The following is a 16,393-nucleotide window of genomic DNA, read 5'->3' as shown; positions in this document are numbered from 1 at the left end:
CGCTAAAAAGTAAAATGTCTGAGCAGATGATAAGCCGGCGGTAAATATGAAATTGATCGCCTTTAAATATTTGAATAGGCTTCATGCAGACCAATCAAATCGATTAAGAGAATTTAGCGGTTGCTCAAAACGGCAAATACACGTTGCCGGTCCGCTTTTACCATACCGATAATGACAGCGGCGTATCCACCGCGCTAAAAAAGGATACTTTGGATATACCCATTGGTAGAATCCGACCTTGTGATGAAACTTCAATAAAAGGTGAGTCCAATGTACAGGTAAAATAAACACCAAAAAATCAAAGGACGGAAATCCTGACAGATATCCGGTTCGCCAGTAAGCGGGTTGAATGACGCAGGTTGTCCGAAATATGAATGAAATAGGTGTTACCAATGAAATAAGTTAGGCGGCTCCTGAATCATAATAATTGAAAAGGTGAGTCCAATGTACACGTAAATCAGTATTCAAAACAATACCGATTTTGTATCAGGGAATCAGTTGAATCGATACGAGATTCGATACTTTTTAAGTAAAGAAACGATCAGAAGTGCTAACAATCCAATTTGTGTAATTCACACAACAGATACAAATAAAAATTTAAACAGAAATAGGTGTTACCAATGAAATAAGTCAGGCGGCTCCTGAATCATAACATTGAAAAGGTGAGTCCAATGATTTAAAGTGCTTTCGCAAACGTAGTGTATGACATCTGCGAAAGGAAGATGACGATGATGTATAAGGTGACAAATGTTATACTGAATAAAAAAGCAGAAGGGAGACAGTCCACCTCTCAGGTTTCTCCTTGACGCGGCCGCGATGGTGAAAGCATCGCGGAAAGAAAAATCGTCATAATGGCAACAACTGAATAACAATTGAATAACAAAAATCGGATAGAACCCCTGCACCTTGGTGCAGGGGTTCTTGGTTTTGGCAAAAGCGGAAAGCCGGTTGCAATTTTTAAAAAAACCATGTATGATATGCATATCGGGCATACCGAGAGAAAGGGGTTATTGTATGGCACTGGATGGTGCTTTTTTATATGTAGCAGCCAAAGAAATGCGCGAAATTTTGGTTGGTTCGCGCGTCGAAAAAATTGCACAGCCGTCAAAAGAGGAACTGACCATTACGTTCCGTTTACGCGGCGGAAGCCGGAAGGTACTGTTTTCTGCGAATGCATCGAGTCCGCGTGTTCATTTTACGGATATCGCGCTCGAAAATCCGAAAACGCCGCCGATGTTCTGCATGCTCCTGCGTAAGCATATCGGCTCCGGTAAGCTTGTTGCGATTCGGCAAAATGGACTTGACCGTGTGATTGCGTTTGACTTTGAAACAGTCAACGAGCTTGGCGATGTGGTGATTGTCACGCTGGCGGCGGAGATTATGGGACGGCATTCGAACTTGATTCTGATTGGACCGGAGGGCCGTATCATTGATGCAGTCAAGCGCGTTTCCGATGAAGTGTCAAGCGTGCGTACCGTACTGCCGGGCGGAACATATACTTTGCCGCCGGCACAGGATAAACTGGATTTATTGTGTACGTCGGATGAGGAGATCATGGAGCGGTTTTTGTCGCTTCCGTCGATTGACTGCGCAAAATCGCTGATGCAGACGCTCGAGGGCATTTCGCCGGTGCTGTCGAGAGAATTGATTTATCGGGCATTAAAAGGCGGCGATATCGAAAAAGACCGGCTTTCTTCCTATTATAAAAACCGGATTCGCGAGGAAATTTCCGCATTGCGTGCGCGTTTGCTCGATGGAACGTGTGAATATATCGCCGTGCAGGATGAGGCGAAAAAACTGCGTGAATTTACATTGATGGATTTAACGCAGTACGGCAATGTGGAGAAAAAAGAATCGTTTGATTCACCGAGTGCATTGCTTGACAATTTTTATGCGGAACGTGACCGTGTTGCACGGATGAAACAGCGTTCACACGATCTTTTGCGCCTGCTCATCAATGCGACAGAACGCATTACGCGCAAACTTGCGGTGCAGGAGGAAGAATTGCGCGCGTGTGCCGATCGCGAGACACTGCGGATGTACGGTGACTTATTGAATGCGAACCTCTATCGCATGGAAAAAGGCGGCCGCGAAGTCACGGTAGAGAATTTCTACGAGGAAAGCTGTCCGCCTGTAACGATTCGGCTCGATCCTCGGCTTTCACCGTCTCAGAATGCACAGAAATATTATGCCGAATATCGAAAAGCGGCGACGGCCGAGGATATGCTCAAGGATCTGATGGCGAAATCCAGACAGGAGCTCATATATTTGGACAGTGTGTTCGACGCGGTGACGCGAACCGAGGGCGAGAGTGAATTGCTCGAAATCCGCGAGGAACTTGCGGAGCAGGGATATATTCGCCTGCCGAAAAAGCGTAATCGGATGCTCAAAGCACAGCCGCCGATGAAATTTATGTCATCGGACGGATTTTCGATTCTGTGCGGCCGGAACAACAAGCAAAACGATCAGTTGACGATGAAAACAGCGAAGAACTATGATATGTGGCTGCATACACAGGGGGTTGCCGGTTCGCATGTGATTATCGAGGCGGACGGCAAGGAAATTTCCGACCAGGCAATCACCGAGGCGGCGATTATTGCGGCATATCACTCGAAAGCCAGAGAGAGTGCGCAGGTTGCTGTAGATTATACGCGAATTAAATTTGTCAAGAAGCCGGCCGGTGCAAAACCGGGCATGGTGATTTTTACCGATTATCAGACAGCGTTTGTTACACCTGATGAAGAACTGGTTCACCGTTTGCAAGTGAAATAAGAAAACCGCACGGATGATTCCGTGCGGTTTTTTCGTGTGCCGGGTTGATAAATGCGTGTGCAGACAGTATAATAAATAAGGTTAGGCAAGTGTTTGCCAGACAAAAAAGGAGGCTGTTCGAATGATTCGAGATCCGAACTTATTTTTTGAATCGCTTAAAACGAAAAAAGTCGGTGTGATCGGGCTGGGTGTCAGCCATTTTGATCTGATTTGCATGATGTGCAAAAAAGGCATTCCGGTTACCGTGCTGGACCGCCGCACAAAGGAGCAGATCGGCGCCGATTATGATACATTAAAAGAAGCGGGTGCAAGCTTTTGCTTGGGAGACGAATATCTCTCCCATCTGACAGATTTTGATGTCGTGTTCCGCACACCGGGCATGTATTTTCTCTCGGAAGCACTCACCAAAGCGCGTGAAGCCGGTGTGAAAATCGTCAGTGAGATGGAAGTGTTTTTCGACTTGTGCCCTTGCCGCGTGTTCGCACTGACCGGCTCGGACGGAAAAACGACGACATCGACGCTCATCAGCGAATTTTTGAAAGCGGATGGACACACCGTTTGGCTCGGCGGAAACATCGGCAAAGCATTGTTGCCGCAGATTGAGAACATCAAACCGCAGGATGTGTGTGTGGTGGAGCTTTCAAGCTTCCAACTCATCTCCATGCGGCAGTCGCCTGATGTGGCGGTTGTCACCAACGTGGCGCCGAATCATTTGGATGTGCACCACGATATGCAGGAATATATTGACGCGAAAAAACAGCTTTTACTGCACCAGAACGGTCTGTCCTGCACGGTGTTAAACTACGAAAACGATATTACTCGCGAAGAAATGGCACCGCTCGTGCGCGGAGAACTCCGCTGGTTTTCGAAAAACCGTCCTGTTTCACACGGCAGCTTTCTGCGTGAGGACGGGATGCTCTGCCGCGTGGTTCACGGCGAGGTCACACCGGTTGTGCACAAAGATGAGATCAAAATTCCGGGCATGCACAACGTCGATAACTTCTTAACGGCAATCGCTGCAGTCGGCACAGAAGTAAGTGATGATGCAATCCGCAAGGTGGCGCGGGAATTCGGCGGTGTCGAGCACCGCATCGAATATGTGCGCACCGTTCACGGCATCCGGTATTATAACGACTCGATCGCTTCGAGCCCGACCCGCACCATTGCAGGACTTCGCGCGTTTGCATCGAAAATCATCGTAATTGCCGGCGGCTACGACAAACACATCCCGTATGCACCGCTTGGACCGGAGCTTTGTACCTATTCGAAAGCAGTCATCCTGCTCGGTGCAACAGCGCCGAAAATTGAAGAGGCAATTCGCGGTGCAGAAAATTATAAAGAAGGTGCACCGGCGATTTACCGTGTGAACACACTCGAAGAAGCGGTGGCGCTTTCGCAGGAAATCGGCGAATCGGGCGACATTGTGAGCCTTTCGCCGGCAAGCGCAAGCTTTGATTTATACAAAAACTTTGAAGAGCGCGGACGTCATTTCAAATCGATCGTCCGGGGACTTTCTGAATAAACAGGAGAATGACAACATGAACGACTTGACTTCTATGCTCCGTGCGCTGTGTGAAGCGGACGGCGTTGTCGGATGCGAGAAAAACGCTTCCGAACAGGCTGCACAGTTTTTGTCCGAATGGATGGACGATGTGTCCATCGACGCATTCGGCAGCGTGACAGCCGTGAAAAAGAGCAGCAAAGAAAATGCGAAAACCGTATTATTAGACGCACATATTGACGAGATTGGCATGATCGTGACCGGCATTGATGAAAAAGGATTTCTGCGTGTGTCGAACTGCGGCGGACTTGACCGCCGTCTGTTTGCCGCACAGCCGGTTACCGTTCACACAAAAGACGGTGATCTGTTCGGTATCGTCGGTACAAAGCCGCCGCATCTGTTAAGCGATGAGGAGGCAAAAAAAGTGCCGAAAATCGAGGATTTGTTTTTGGACATCGGATACAGCGAGGATGGTGCAAAACAGCGCGTGTCGCTTGGTGACCGCGTGACGGTTCGTACGCCGTTTTCCGTACTTTTGGGCGGCAGAGTTTCTTCGAAAGCGCTCGATGACCGTGCAGGCGTTGCGGCAATCCTTTTGGCACTTTCGCTCTTAAACGGTGAGGACTGCGGCGTCAATGTGGCGGTTTCGTTTACATCCCGCGAGGAAACCGGCGGTCAGGGCGCGACCACATCCGCATACCGCTTAGCGCCTGATTTCGCTGTAGCGGTGGACGTCTGTCACGCAAAAACACCGGACAGCACGACCGGCAAAAGTGTGCCGATGGGCAAGGGTGCGGCAATCGCATATTCGCCGGTGCTCGATAAACGGTGCTCGGATGCACTTGTGAAGATGGCAAAAGAACAGGAAATCCCGTATCAGATCGAAGCGATGGGCGGCAGAAGAACCGGTACCAATGCGGACGAAATCTTTACAACACGCGGCGGTGTGCGCACAGCGGTTGTGTCGATTCCGGAGCGGTACATGCACACGCCGGTTGAAGTCTTAGACCTTGCGGACATTGAGAGCGTGGCAAAATTGCTTGCACAGTTTGTAAGAGAGGTGGGAAACGATCATGTTTGATTTTGCATTACTCAAAAAACTCTGTCTGGCAAACGGCGTTTCCGGCCGTGAAGACAGCGTGCGTAAGATGATTGAAGAAGAAATCCGTCCGTATGCGGACGAGATGTATGTCGATGCGCTCGGCAACCTGATTGCCATGAAAAAAGGCGAAAATCGTGCGCCGAAAAAGGTGCTGTTTGACGCACATACCGATGAAATCGGCTTTATTATCACAGGAATTACCGACGACGGTCTGCTGTCGTTTTCGACAGTCGGCGGCATCAATCCGTCTGTGATTCTGGGCCGTGCCGTTGTGGTCGGCGACGAACATCCGGTTGACGGTGTGATCGGTGCAAAGGCGATTCATATGCTTTCGGCAGAGGAGCGCGAGAAACTGCCGGAAACCGATAAAATGTATATCGATATCGGTGCGATGACAAAAGAAGAGGCCGAAGCAGTCGTGTCGCTCGGTGACAGCGCGTACTTTAAAAGCGATTATGTGGAGTTTGGCGACGGTTCGATCGCCGCAAAGGCAATCGACGACCGTGCAGGCTGTGCGGCGCTTATTTGCATGATGCGAAAGCCGCTTAAATATGACACATGGTTCTCGTTCTCCGTGCAGGAGGAGGTCGGCGGCAACGGCGGCAAAACAGCGGCTTACTCGGTGGCACCGGATATCGCAGTCGTCGCAGAATCGACTGCGTGCGGCGATGTTGCGGACGCAAAAGGCAACGCGCGCGTGTGCGTTTACGGCGGCGGTGCGGTTGTGTCGTTTATGGACCGCGGCACGATCTATGACAAACCGCTGTATGACCATGCGTTTGCGATTGCGGCAGAGCGCGGCATTCCGTGCCAGACGAAAACGATGATCGCCGGCGGCAATAATGCACATGTGATTGATTCGGTACGCGGCGGTGTTCGTGTGGCGGCTGTTTCCGTGCCGGGCAAGTACATCCATTCCGCATACAACGTGTCGCACAAAGATGACATTCAGGCGGTATATGACCTGCTCTGCGCATTGGCGGACACGCTGGCAGAACAGTGAACCGTATTGTAACAATCGAATCGCTCGGACAAGCGGATGACGCAGTGTTTCTGCGGATTCTTGGGCTTGCCCGGCTTTACTTACGTGAGCAGACGGAGGACGTCCGCTTTTTTGCGAGCGACAGCCGGTCGATTGTGCTGTGTATTGACGGCGGGTGTGCGTTTTTGTATGCCGCGCCGGATGCGCCGGCAGAGGAATGCGAAGATGCTGTGCTGACTGTGCGAATGATGGCACATGAGGTGTATGCAAACCGTTTGCTCCCGGGAATGGGGAAAGTGCAGAAGCGCGGACAGGTGTACCGGCTTTGTGCGCAGGAGCTTGCACCGTTTACGCCGCTTGCGGTGAACCATTCTCTGCGGGAATCGTTTGCGGTTATGGAGGCGGTGTTTTTTGCGCAGGAATCGGCGGATGAACGAATGCGGCGCTATGCCGATTTGTCACATCGGATTCGCCACGGGTGCTATCAGGTGTACGAAGCAGAGGGTGCGGCGGCGCTCTGTGTCGCACATGAGATGGGACAAGTGCTCATCGATCAACTCTGCGTGCTGCCTCAAAGACGGCGAAACGGATTGGCAATTCGGCTGATTCATGCCATATTAAACGATTACCCGGCGGTTTCGGCGGTGTTTTTCAGCCGCGACGAGCAAAGCGATCGGTTTTATCAAAAATATCATGCAAAACCGGCAGGCGAGTGGGTGTACTGCCGGTTTTTAAAGGGAGAGAATTGAATGAATCCATTTTATTCGTTTGACGAACGGCTCACCCGTCTGGCTGCGGAAGCGGAATCACAGGCGGCAGAAGCGTTTGCGGCGATGGACGAGGTTTGTGCATATAATGAAGCAAAGGTTCTGCATGCATTTTCGGAGTGCAGAGTGAGTGAATCGCATTTTGTCGGAAGCACCGGCTATGGCTACGGTGACCGCGGCCGTGAGGTGCTCGACGAAGTGTATGCAAAGGTGTTCGGTGCGGAGGATGCGCTTGTGCGGCACAACTTTGTGTCCGGTACACATGCGCTGACCGTTGCGCTGTTCGGCGTTTTGCGTATGGGTGATGTGATGGTGTCATTAACCGGCGCACCGTATGATACAATGGAGGAAGTTATCGGCATCCGCGGCGAAGGAAACGGCTCTCTGCGTGACTTCGGTGTGACGTATCGTCAGGTGGATCTGCTCGCTGACGGCACACCTGATTATGAAGCGATCAAACAGCAGGCAGTCGGCGCGAAAATTGTGTATATCCAGCGTTCGCGCGGCTATTCCCTGCGGGAATCGTTCTCCGTCGAAACGATCGGAAAGATGATCCGTGCGGCAAAAGAGGCAAATCCCGATGTCATTGCCGTGGTGGATAACTGCTATGGTGAATTCGTGGAAAAAACGGAGCCGACCGCTGTGGGCGCCGATTTGATTGTCGGTTCGCTTATTAAAAATCCGGGCGGCGGCATTGCAAAAACCGGCGGCTATATTGCGGGCCGTCACGATTTGGTGGAGCTTTGTTCGTATCGGCTGACCTGTGTCGGTATGGGCAAAGAAGTCGGCTGTACGCTTGGAGAAAGCCGCGGGATGTTCTTAGGACTGTATTTTGCGCCGTCGGTTGTATGCTCGGCAGTCAAAACATCGATTTTTGCACTGTCGCTGTTTTCAAAGCTTGGATATGAAGTCTATCCATCATTCGATGCACACAGAACCGATATCATTGCGGCGATTGCGCTCGGTGACCGGGAGCGGCTCGTGGCGTTCTGCCAGGGCATCCAGAAAGGTTCTCCGGTGGACAGCTTTGTCGCACCCGAACCGTGGGACATGCCCGGCTATGAAAGCGAAGTCATCATGGCGGCAGGTGCGTTTACGCTTGGCGCTTCGATCGAGCTTTCCGCCGATGCACCGCTGCGTGAACCGTATGCGGTTTGGCTGCAGGGCGGCCTTACCTATAACACCGGTAAGCTCGGCATTCTGCTGGCGGCGCAGGAAATGGCGTCCCGTGGTGTTCTGGACCCGAAATAATACAATAAAAAACGCACCTTTTTATAAAGGTGCGTTTTTTTATATGCCGTTATTCTTCTTCGATTGGACCCGCAGCCTGATGACGTGCCGCAAACGCGATCGCAAGCGCCATCACACAGTCGTCGTGCGCACCGCTTGCCGCCTCTGCGCGTCCGTCTTTGCTGCGGACAAACGTGAGCATTTCGTTGAGTGTACGTTCGTCGCAAAACAGCTCAGGCTGTTCGCGGACAATGCGAATCAGCTCTGCCAAAATGACCGGACGTGTAATTCGGTTCGTCAAAAATCCATAACGGTATTCCATATCACGGGTGATCGAGTCGTAAATTTCGCGGTAGTACTGTCTGGGATAGCGCAGACGCTGTAACTCACGCACAGGATATGTCGAGAAATTAACCTCGCACGCAATCAGCGCATTGTTATAATACGTACCAAGACAGAACATCTGCTTGGCATACACATCTTCGTCGAACGAGCGGTGCAGCGTTGCCACCTGTCTGCCGGTGCGGCTTTCGATCACCTGCCCGACGAATGCATCCGATCCGTCGCCGGCAGTGTCACCGCCGATCACATACTGCACACCCGGCTTGGGCGGAGAGTAGATGCGGATGGCGCCGTCCGGTTCGTCGATGAACTGAATCTCGTGGAGTGTGCCGTCCTGCTCACAGCAGACAAATGAGCCGCACCGCACCGGCAGCGAACGAATTTCGTTCAAGCGGCGGTTGACGGCCTGTGCGTCGAATACACTTTTGCCCAAAACACCCCATTCACCGAGGCAGTAGACCTGATAGTAATATGGGTCTGTTTCGCGGAACGATTCGAGCACCGCGCCGTCTTCCGGTGATAAAAAGCGGTTGTCCTTGTAGGTGGTGCGCAGCGTGACGGCGTCCTTTGGCGGATGATCGAAAAAGCGGCGCTTGAGCCAATGGTGCACGCTTACGGGGTTAAATGACAGAACAATCTGTTTGGAAACGGTACCGCCGCGCAAGCGGATGGCAAGCTGATTGAAGTCATGTTCTTCGATTTCGCTTGCTTCCTCCACCCAGATATCCGTCAGCTCACCGCTTGAAAAGGTCACCGATTTGAGCTTTTCGCTGTTGTCGAGTCCTTTGAAGATAATTTCGTTGCCGTTTTTGCAGCGAATGCGTTCAAGTCCCTCGGCGATTTCAAACAGCGGTGTGAGATTCCATTTGCCGATCATCTGGTGAAACAGTGCGAATGTAGAGTTTCGGTGTGTGGCTTGTACGGCGCGTACGACGAGCAGGTTTCTGCCCGGCTCTGTCAGCAGGCGATATAAGTATCGCTGAACAGTAAAGACCGACTTGCCCGATCCGGCACCGCCGCACAGTACAATATAACGTTTCTGGCAGTGGAGCAATGGCAGATATACGTCGTTGAATGCTTCTTTCTGGATGTGAATGTCAAATGTTTTGCTGTGGTGTTTGGCCATGTGATTCCCCCTCGAGTGTGACGTGAATTTCGGTGTGTGCTTCATCCGGGGATGACTCGCTCCAACCGGGGAAATTGTTCATGAGCGAGAGTTTGACGCCGGCGGCGCTTTCGCACAGCTTCTCTTCCAGGTATTCTTCGCATTTTCCGAGCGACCAGCGAATGATGTCGCCGAGTTCCTTCGTCTGTGCGGCATCTTTTAAATCCTGCCTGGAGCAAAAGCCGAGTGCCAGCGCAAGACCTGCGACGGTCGGCGGGTGAACACCTTCGCGCAGCGGTGTACCGTCTTTGGCGCGCATGGCTGTTCCTTTTTCATCCAAAACGGCGCGGCCGCGGCATTCGGAAAAATAGCGGACAGCACGCAGCATTGTTTGGGTGCGTACTTTTTGCGTGTCGGGATATTGCTTTTTGGTGCAGGCGTGTGCAGGACATCCGCGCAGCTCACCGGTGTCGAGTAAGTAGTGGCAGCCCCATGTTTCGGCATCGCCGAGCTGCCTGTGGTAAATGCATCCCACACAAGATGCACGAATCATAAAAATCGCCTCCTTTTTTAACATTCATCGGGATCATAGCCGCGTTCGTACAACTGTCGGCGCACGTATGATTCCTCGTCGCACAGCAGCTGATCGAGCCAGCGCATATCAGGAGAAAACGGTATGTGTTCCGCGTGCTTCACTTTTATTCGCTGGTACTGCGCAAACAGTGCGTCGATAAAACGGCGGTCAGCTTCTGGTGTAATGCGCATGGACGGGTACACCTGCCGCTGATTGATTGGAGTGTGCAAGGAATGACTGATGTTTTCGGCGCGGATATTGTTCATCGTGTTCACCGATGCAAAATGCAATCTGCTGCCAGGAAAAACCATTGATATAGCGCAGTGATAAAATCTGTCGGATCAGGCTGTCATCAATCGATGCGATGTATTCATTCAGACGCTGATATTCGTGCATGGCGGTTAACAATTTTGCACGTACCTGATTCCGGCATGTTTGCAGTTCGTTTGCGAAATAGGCGCGTTCTTCTTCGTCGAGCGATGGGAATCCCGCAGCACCGGATGCGCTTCCTGCAATCAGTGCGTCCAGCTCATGCATTCGGCGCTGCTCGAGCGCAATTTCTTTTTTGAGCCAGAGAAGCTGGCTTAATGATTCTTTTGTCATAGTAAGCGTCCTTTCAGTAATATTCTGTATACAGAATATTGTAGTATTTTCGATGAGAAAGTTCGTGTTCCCTCCTGCTATTATAGTAATAAACAATTAAATTCGTCATTTTCGTCGCCTTTATAACGGGATTTGTAGAAAATTGTTGACAGAAGAGAAAAAACAGGTTACTATTATAGCAGGAAATATAGATATAGCTGAATTCTGTATTTTTATATTATGGTATTACAGAAAACAGTATTTGTCAAGACGTTTTTTTATCATGAGCAAGAGGAGTTATGAACGATGGCGGGTATGTATGAAATTATTGAATCATTGTGTCGTGCACATCACACAAACGTGACGGCAATGTGCCGGGATCTGGATATTGGACGGAGCACACTGACAGAATTAAAACAGGGGCGGACACAGACACTTTCCGCAACGACAACAAGCAAGATTGCCGGATATTTTCATGTTTCGGTTGCATATTTGCTAGGAGAAAGCAGTGATAAGCAAAGTCATACGGCAAGCGATGATGAAATTAAATTTGCGCTGTTCGGCGAGTCGGAAAATATTACAGACGAGATGTTTGAAGAAGTAAAGGCGTATGCCCAATTTGTAAAGGAACGCAAACAGAATGGATTTAAAGGCACTGTATAAACTGGCGCAGGATGAGCAGATTATGGTGGATCAGATTCCACTGCCGAATACAAAGGCGATTTCGCTGATGGATGAGGATGGCGACTGCTTTATTGCACTCGATACGCATATGGAGTCTGTGCAGCAGGAGCGGGTTTGTCTTGCTCATGAGCTTGGGCACTGTATGCGCGGCGCGTTTTATAACCGGTACAGTCCGTTTGATTTAAAAAGCCGGCATGAACGGCGTGCAAATGTGTGGGCGTATGAGCATCTGGTGTCAGAGGATGCGCTTCATCACGCGGTTATGCAGGGCAATGTGGAAATTTGGCAGCTTGCGGAATATTTCGATCTGCCGCCCGATATTATGGAAAAAATTGTGTGCTATTATGAAGGAATTGAGTAAAACGTACGGAAGCGTACGTTTTATTTTCGTTGCGGTTTGTTCATGAATTCGTTATAATATCGCGTTATAATAGCCTCATTCGGCCAAAACCGGAAATAAATGAATTCCTGTATGTGAGCAGGGGGAAGGAATGCGTATGAGAAAGCTGGCGCGTTATGCAAAGCCATATCTTTTGGTGCTGCTTGTATGTCTTGCGCTGCTGTTCGGTCAGGCGATGTGTGAGTTAAGCTTGCCGAATCTGATGTCTGATATTGTCAATGTCGGACTGCAGCAAAGCGGCATCGAAGATGAAGTGCCTCGTGTGATCAGCGAAAACGGAATGATGCTTTTGACATCCTTTGTCTCAGAGCAAGATCAATCGGTTCTTGAGAAAGCATATGAAGAAAAACAACCGGGTGCAGATTTACCCGATTCAATCGAACAAACATTCAAACAAGCGGGTGATCAAACCGTCTTTGTTTTGACAGAAGACAAACAGCTGCATGAAGATGCAGCGGAGGTATACAGTCACGCGGCGGGTGCGATTCTGCAGTTCTTCCAGACTGCGGCAAAAGAGCAGGGAAGCGAGCTCGATCTTTCCGAATCGAACGCTTCGTCCGAGATGGATTTTGAAGCGATTTACGGGATGCTGCCTGCACTTTCAAAAATGCCGCCGCAGGTGATCGAAGATGCTGTGGAAAAAGGCGCACAGATGGACCCTTCGCTGAGTGGGCAGATCGGCACGGTCATGACAAAAGGCTTTTATGAGGAATTAGGCGCCGATACGGACGCCATGCAAAACGCATACATTTTCCGTACAGGTCTTTTGATGCTCCTTATTACATTGGTCAGTGCGGCATGTGCGATTTTGGTGGGCTTTTTTGCATCGCGCACCGCAGCGGGTATTACAAGAGCACTCCGTCACGATGTCTTTGCCCGTGTTGAGAGCTTTTCGGCAAGTGAGTTTGACAAATTCTCGACGGCTTCGCTCATTACCAGAACAACCAACGACGCAACACAGGTGCAGATGCTCATTATCATGGGTGTGCGTATGATTTGTTATGCGCCGATTATGGGTATCGGCGGTGTCATCATGGCGCTCAACAAAAGCGTTTCGCTTTCGTGGATTATTGCGGTTGCAGTGATTGTGCTGCTTGGCTTGATTTTTGTGATTTTTTCGGTTGCAATGCCGAAATTCAAGATTGTTCAGTCGCTCATTGACCGGCTCAATCTGGTCACGCGCGAAAGCTTGAGCGGTATGATGGTTGTACGTGCATTCGGCAATCAGAAACGCGAGGAAGCACGCTTTGAAAAGGCAAACCGCGATTTAACACAGAATAACCTGTTTATCAACCGCGTGATGGTATTTATGATGCCGTTTATGATGCTGCTGATGAACGGTGTCACGTTGCTGATCGTTTGGGTCGGCGGCAAACAGATTGAAGCATCTGCAATGCAGGTGGGCGATATGATGGCGTTTATGCAGTATGCAATGCAGATCATCATGTCCTTTCTGATGATTGCAGTCATGTTTATTATGGTACCGCGCGCATCGGTTGCAGCAGAACGTATCGCTGAAGTTCTTGCTACAAAACCGGTCATCCGCGATCCGGAATCTCCCGTTTCGCTTCCGGCATCAGTACATGGTGAACTCACATTTCGTGACGTCAGCTTCCGCTATCCGAATGCAGAGGAAAATGCACTTGAACATATTTCGTTTACGGCAAAACCAGGCGAAACAACTGCATTCATCGGCAGTACCGGTTCCGGCAAATCGACGCTTGTACAGCTGATTCCGCGGTTTTACGATGTAACAGAAGGCGAAATTTTATTGGACGGCATTGATATCCGTACACTGCGTCAGCATGATCTGCGCCGTCAGATCGGCTTTGTTCCGCAGAAAGGACTGCTGTTCTCCGGTGATATTGCATCCAATATCCGCTATGGACGGGAGAGCGCAACAGACGAGGAACTCGCAGAAGCTGCACAGATTGCACAGGCGAAGGAGTTTATTGATGCATTCCCCGATCAGATGGCAACATCGATTGCACAGGGCGGCACAAACGTGTCCGGCGGACAGAAACAGCGCCTTTCGATTGCACGTGCACTTGCAACGAAGGCGCCGGTGTATGTGTTTGACGACAGCTTTTCCGCACTTGACTTTAAAACCGATGCAGCACTTCGCCGTGCATTGTCTGCATATACAAAAGAATCGGCAGTGCTGATCGTTGCACAGCGCGTGAGTACGATTATGAATGCAGAGCAGATTATCGTGCTGGATGAAGGTAAAATCGTCGGAAAAGGTACGCACAAAGAATTGCTGCGCACATGCAAAACCTATTTGGAGATTGCACAGTCGCAGCTTTCAGAGGAGGAGTTGGCATGAATCAGAATGTGAAACGGCCCTCCGGTGCGCAGGGCAGAATGAATGGACCGCGTATGGGCGGACCCGGTATGGGTCATGGCGGTATGGGCGGCGAAAAAGCAAAAGATTTTAAAGGCAGTATGAAAAAACTGCTCCTCTATTTGGGCAAATATAAATTCCGGATTTTTGTGGTGCTGCTGTTTGCAGTGGCGTCGACGATTTTTATGATTCTCGGACCGAAAATTCTCGGTAATGTGACGACAGAGCTGTTTAACGGCATTATGCGAAAAATTTCCGGCAGTGAACAGGGCATCGATTTTACTTATATCGCACAGATCATGCTTTGGCTGCTCGGATTGTATCTTGTAAGCGCTCTGTTCTCGTATTTACAGGGATTTATTATGACCGGTGTGTCGATGCGTGTGACATACGGACTGCGCAACGATATCATCAAAAAAATCAATCGTATGCCGCTTGGGTATTTTGACACCACCAATCACGGTGAGGTGCTTTCCCGTGTGACAAACGATATCGATACGCTTTCGCAGACGTTAAACCAGAGTGTCACGCAGATTATCACTTCGGTGACGAGCATTGTCGGCATTCTGATTATGATGCTCACAATCAGCTGGCAGCTCACGCTGGTGGCGCTGTGCATCGTGCCGGTGTCGCTCATCTTTGTGGTATTGATCGTGAAACGGTCGCAAAAATACTTTGCCGCACAGCAGGAGTATTTAGGTCATGTAAACGGTCATGTCGAAGAGATGTACGGCGGTCACGTTGTCATGAAAGCATTCTGCGGCGAGGAACGTTCGATTGCACAGTTTAAAGAATACAACGACGAGCTGTACCGTTCGGCTTGGAAGAGCCAGTTTTTCTCGGGCATGATGATGCCTGTTATGAATTTCGTGGCAAACCTCGGCTATGTGGTTATCTGTCTGCTCGGCGGCTTCCTGGCAACACAGAGCCTGATCAGCGTGGGTGATATTCAGGCATTCATTCAGTATGTGCGTCAGTTTACACAGCCGATCACACAGCTTGCAAACATTTTGAACGTCTTGCAGCAGGCGGCTGCAGCCAGCGAGCGCGTGTTTGAATTTTTAGGTGAGGAAGAGGAAACGCCGGAAACACAGATCATCACGGTCAACGATACGGATGAGCCGGATACCGATACAAGCGTGCATATCACAGGTGACGTACAGTTTGCACACGTTCACTTTGGATACAATCCGGAGAAAATCATCATCAATGATTTCTCGGTATCCATCAAAGCGGGACAGAAAATCGCGATCGTTGGTCCGACCGGTGCCGGAAAAACGACAATGGTTAAATTGCTGATGCGCTTTTACGATGTCAACGAAGGCGCAATCCTGATTGACGGCTATGATATCAAAAACTTCTCCCGTACCGAGCTGCGCGGATTGTTCGGAATGGTGCTGCAGGATACCTGGCTGTATAACGGAACCATTATGGAGAATATTCGATACGGCCGTCCGGATGCAACCGACGAAGAGGTCTATGCAGCGGCAAAGGCGGCGCAGGTGGATCACTTTGTGCGCACATTGCCAGACGGCTATCAGATGATGCTCAACGAAGAGGCAAGCAACGTTTCGCAGGGACAAAAACAGCTCTTGACGATTGCACGTGCGATTTTGTCCGATCCGAAAATTCTGATTTTGGACGAGGCAACCAGTTCAGTTGATACGCGTACAGAAGTGCTCATTCAGCGTGCAATGGACAATTTGATGAAGAACCGTACGTCATTTATCATTGCGCATCGTCTTTCGACAATCAAAGATGCCGATTGGATTCTCTGCATGAAAGATGGCGATATTGTGGAACAGGGCAATCATGCAATGCTGATGGAGAAAAACGGTTTCTATGCAAATCTGTATAACAGTCAGTTTGAGCATGCGTAAGATTCGATTCAGCACAGAGAGAATGATTTTCAGCTGAAAGAAAAAAGGTCATATTCAATGCGTATTCTGCCTTGAATATGACCTTTTTATATGAAGAAATGACTGGTGTACCCGATAAATAAGGCACC

14 protein-coding genes are annotated in these 16,393 nt (G+C 49.9%); 10 read left to right on the top strand and 4 right to left on the bottom strand.

What is annotated here, in order from left to right; all coding sequences use genetic code 11:
* Nucleotides 1-1,014 precede the first annotated feature (1,014 nt).
* The 6 genes from H6A12_RS09665 (at nt 1,015) to H6A12_RS09640 (ending at nt 8,375) form a co-directional block, all read left to right on the top strand.
* Complete coding sequence (locus tag H6A12_RS09665; protein ID WP_204447360.1) at nt 1,015-2,772, top strand: Rqc2 family fibronectin-binding protein; 1,758 nt, start codon at nt 1,015-1,017, stop codon at nt 2,770-2,772.
* A 121-nt stretch (nt 2,773-2,893) separates the two neighbouring features.
* A complete protein-coding gene (gene murD / locus H6A12_RS09660; RefSeq protein WP_204447358.1) occupies nt 2,894-4,294 on the top strand; it encodes a UDP-N-acetylmuramoyl-L-alanine--D-glutamate ligase in 1,401 nt (466 codons plus the stop codon).
* Nucleotides 4,295-4,310: 16 nt separating this feature from the next.
* The gene (locus tag H6A12_RS09655) at nt 4,311-5,354 is read left to right on the top strand and encodes a M20/M25/M40 family metallo-hydrolase (RefSeq protein WP_204447355.1); all 1,044 of its coding nucleotides are present in this window, start codon (nt 4,311-4,313) and stop codon (nt 5,352-5,354) included.
* Nucleotides 5,347-6,378, top strand: a complete 1,032-nt coding sequence (locus H6A12_RS09650; protein ID WP_204447353.1) for a M42 family metallopeptidase — start codon at nt 5,347-5,349, stop codon at nt 6,376-6,378. Before H6A12_RS09655 ends, H6A12_RS09650 begins: the two co-directional genes overlap by 8 nt.
* Nucleotides 6,375-7,106 (top strand): hypothetical protein, encoded by a 732-nt coding sequence (locus H6A12_RS09645; RefSeq protein ID WP_204447351.1) that lies wholly within the window; start codon nt 6,375-6,377, stop codon nt 7,104-7,106. The genes H6A12_RS09650 and H6A12_RS09645 overlap by 4 nt, the downstream gene beginning before the upstream one ends.
* Nucleotides 7,107-8,375: an aminotransferase class I/II-fold pyridoxal phosphate-dependent enzyme gene (locus tag H6A12_RS09640; protein ID WP_204447349.1), complete on the top strand. Its 1,269-nt coding sequence runs from the start codon at nt 7,107-7,109 to the stop codon at nt 8,373-8,375.
* Between the two features lie 49 nt (nt 8,376-8,424).
* Here H6A12_RS09640 and H6A12_RS09635 read toward each other — a convergent pair whose 3' ends face one another.
* The 4 genes from H6A12_RS09635 to H6A12_RS09620 are packed head-to-tail and all read right to left on the bottom strand — an operon-like array spanning nt 8,425 to nt 10,978.
* Nucleotides 8,425-9,822, bottom strand: a complete 1,398-nt coding sequence (locus tag H6A12_RS09635) for a PBSX family phage terminase large subunit (protein ID WP_204447347.1) — start codon at nt 9,820-9,822, stop codon at nt 8,425-8,427.
* Nucleotides 9,794-10,354 (bottom strand): terminase small subunit, encoded by a 561-nt coding sequence (locus H6A12_RS09630; RefSeq protein ID WP_204447345.1) that lies wholly within the window; start codon nt 10,352-10,354, stop codon nt 9,794-9,796. The genes H6A12_RS09635 and H6A12_RS09630 overlap by 29 nt, the downstream gene beginning before the upstream one ends.
* A gap of 17 nt (nt 10,355-10,371) precedes the next feature.
* Nucleotides 10,372-10,566 (bottom strand): hypothetical protein, encoded by a 195-nt coding sequence (locus H6A12_RS09625; protein ID WP_204447343.1) that lies wholly within the window; start codon nt 10,564-10,566, stop codon nt 10,372-10,374.
* Entirely contained in the window at nt 10,544-10,978 is a 435-nt protein-coding gene (locus H6A12_RS09620; RefSeq protein ID WP_204447341.1) for a hypothetical protein, read from the bottom strand. The genes H6A12_RS09625 and H6A12_RS09620 overlap by 23 nt, the downstream gene beginning before the upstream one ends.
* Nucleotides 10,979-11,263: 285 nt before the next feature.
* On the opposite strand from H6A12_RS09620, the gene H6A12_RS09615 reads away from it, so the two are divergent.
* The 4 genes from H6A12_RS09615 to H6A12_RS09600 all read left to right on the top strand — a co-directional run bounded on the left by H6A12_RS09615 (nt 11,264) and on the right by H6A12_RS09600 (nt 16,265).
* On the top strand, nt 11,264-11,620 hold the full coding sequence (locus tag H6A12_RS09615; RefSeq protein ID WP_204447339.1) for a helix-turn-helix domain-containing protein: 357 nt from the start codon (nt 11,264-11,266) through the stop codon (nt 11,618-11,620).
* Entirely contained in the window at nt 11,598-12,002 is a 405-nt protein-coding gene (locus H6A12_RS09610) for an ImmA/IrrE family metallo-endopeptidase (RefSeq protein WP_204447337.1), read from the top strand. Before H6A12_RS09615 ends, H6A12_RS09610 begins: the two co-directional genes overlap by 23 nt.
* Before the next feature lie 136 nt (nt 12,003-12,138).
* Complete coding sequence (locus H6A12_RS09605) at nt 12,139-14,367, top strand: ABC transporter ATP-binding protein (protein WP_204447334.1); 2,229 nt, start codon at nt 12,139-12,141, stop codon at nt 14,365-14,367.
* On the top strand, nt 14,364-16,265 hold the full coding sequence (locus H6A12_RS09600; protein WP_204447332.1) for an ABC transporter ATP-binding protein: 1,902 nt from the start codon (nt 14,364-14,366) through the stop codon (nt 16,263-16,265). Before H6A12_RS09605 ends, H6A12_RS09600 begins: the two co-directional genes overlap by 4 nt.
* Nucleotides 16,266-16,393: the final 128 nt, after the last annotated feature.

Origin of the sequence: Merdimmobilis hominis, assembly GCF_016901855.1 — a bacterium.
Classification (GTDB): domain Bacteria; phylum Bacillota; class Clostridia; order Oscillospirales; family Ruminococcaceae; genus Paludihabitans.
This window is presented reverse-complemented; position numbering and strand designations above follow the sequence as displayed.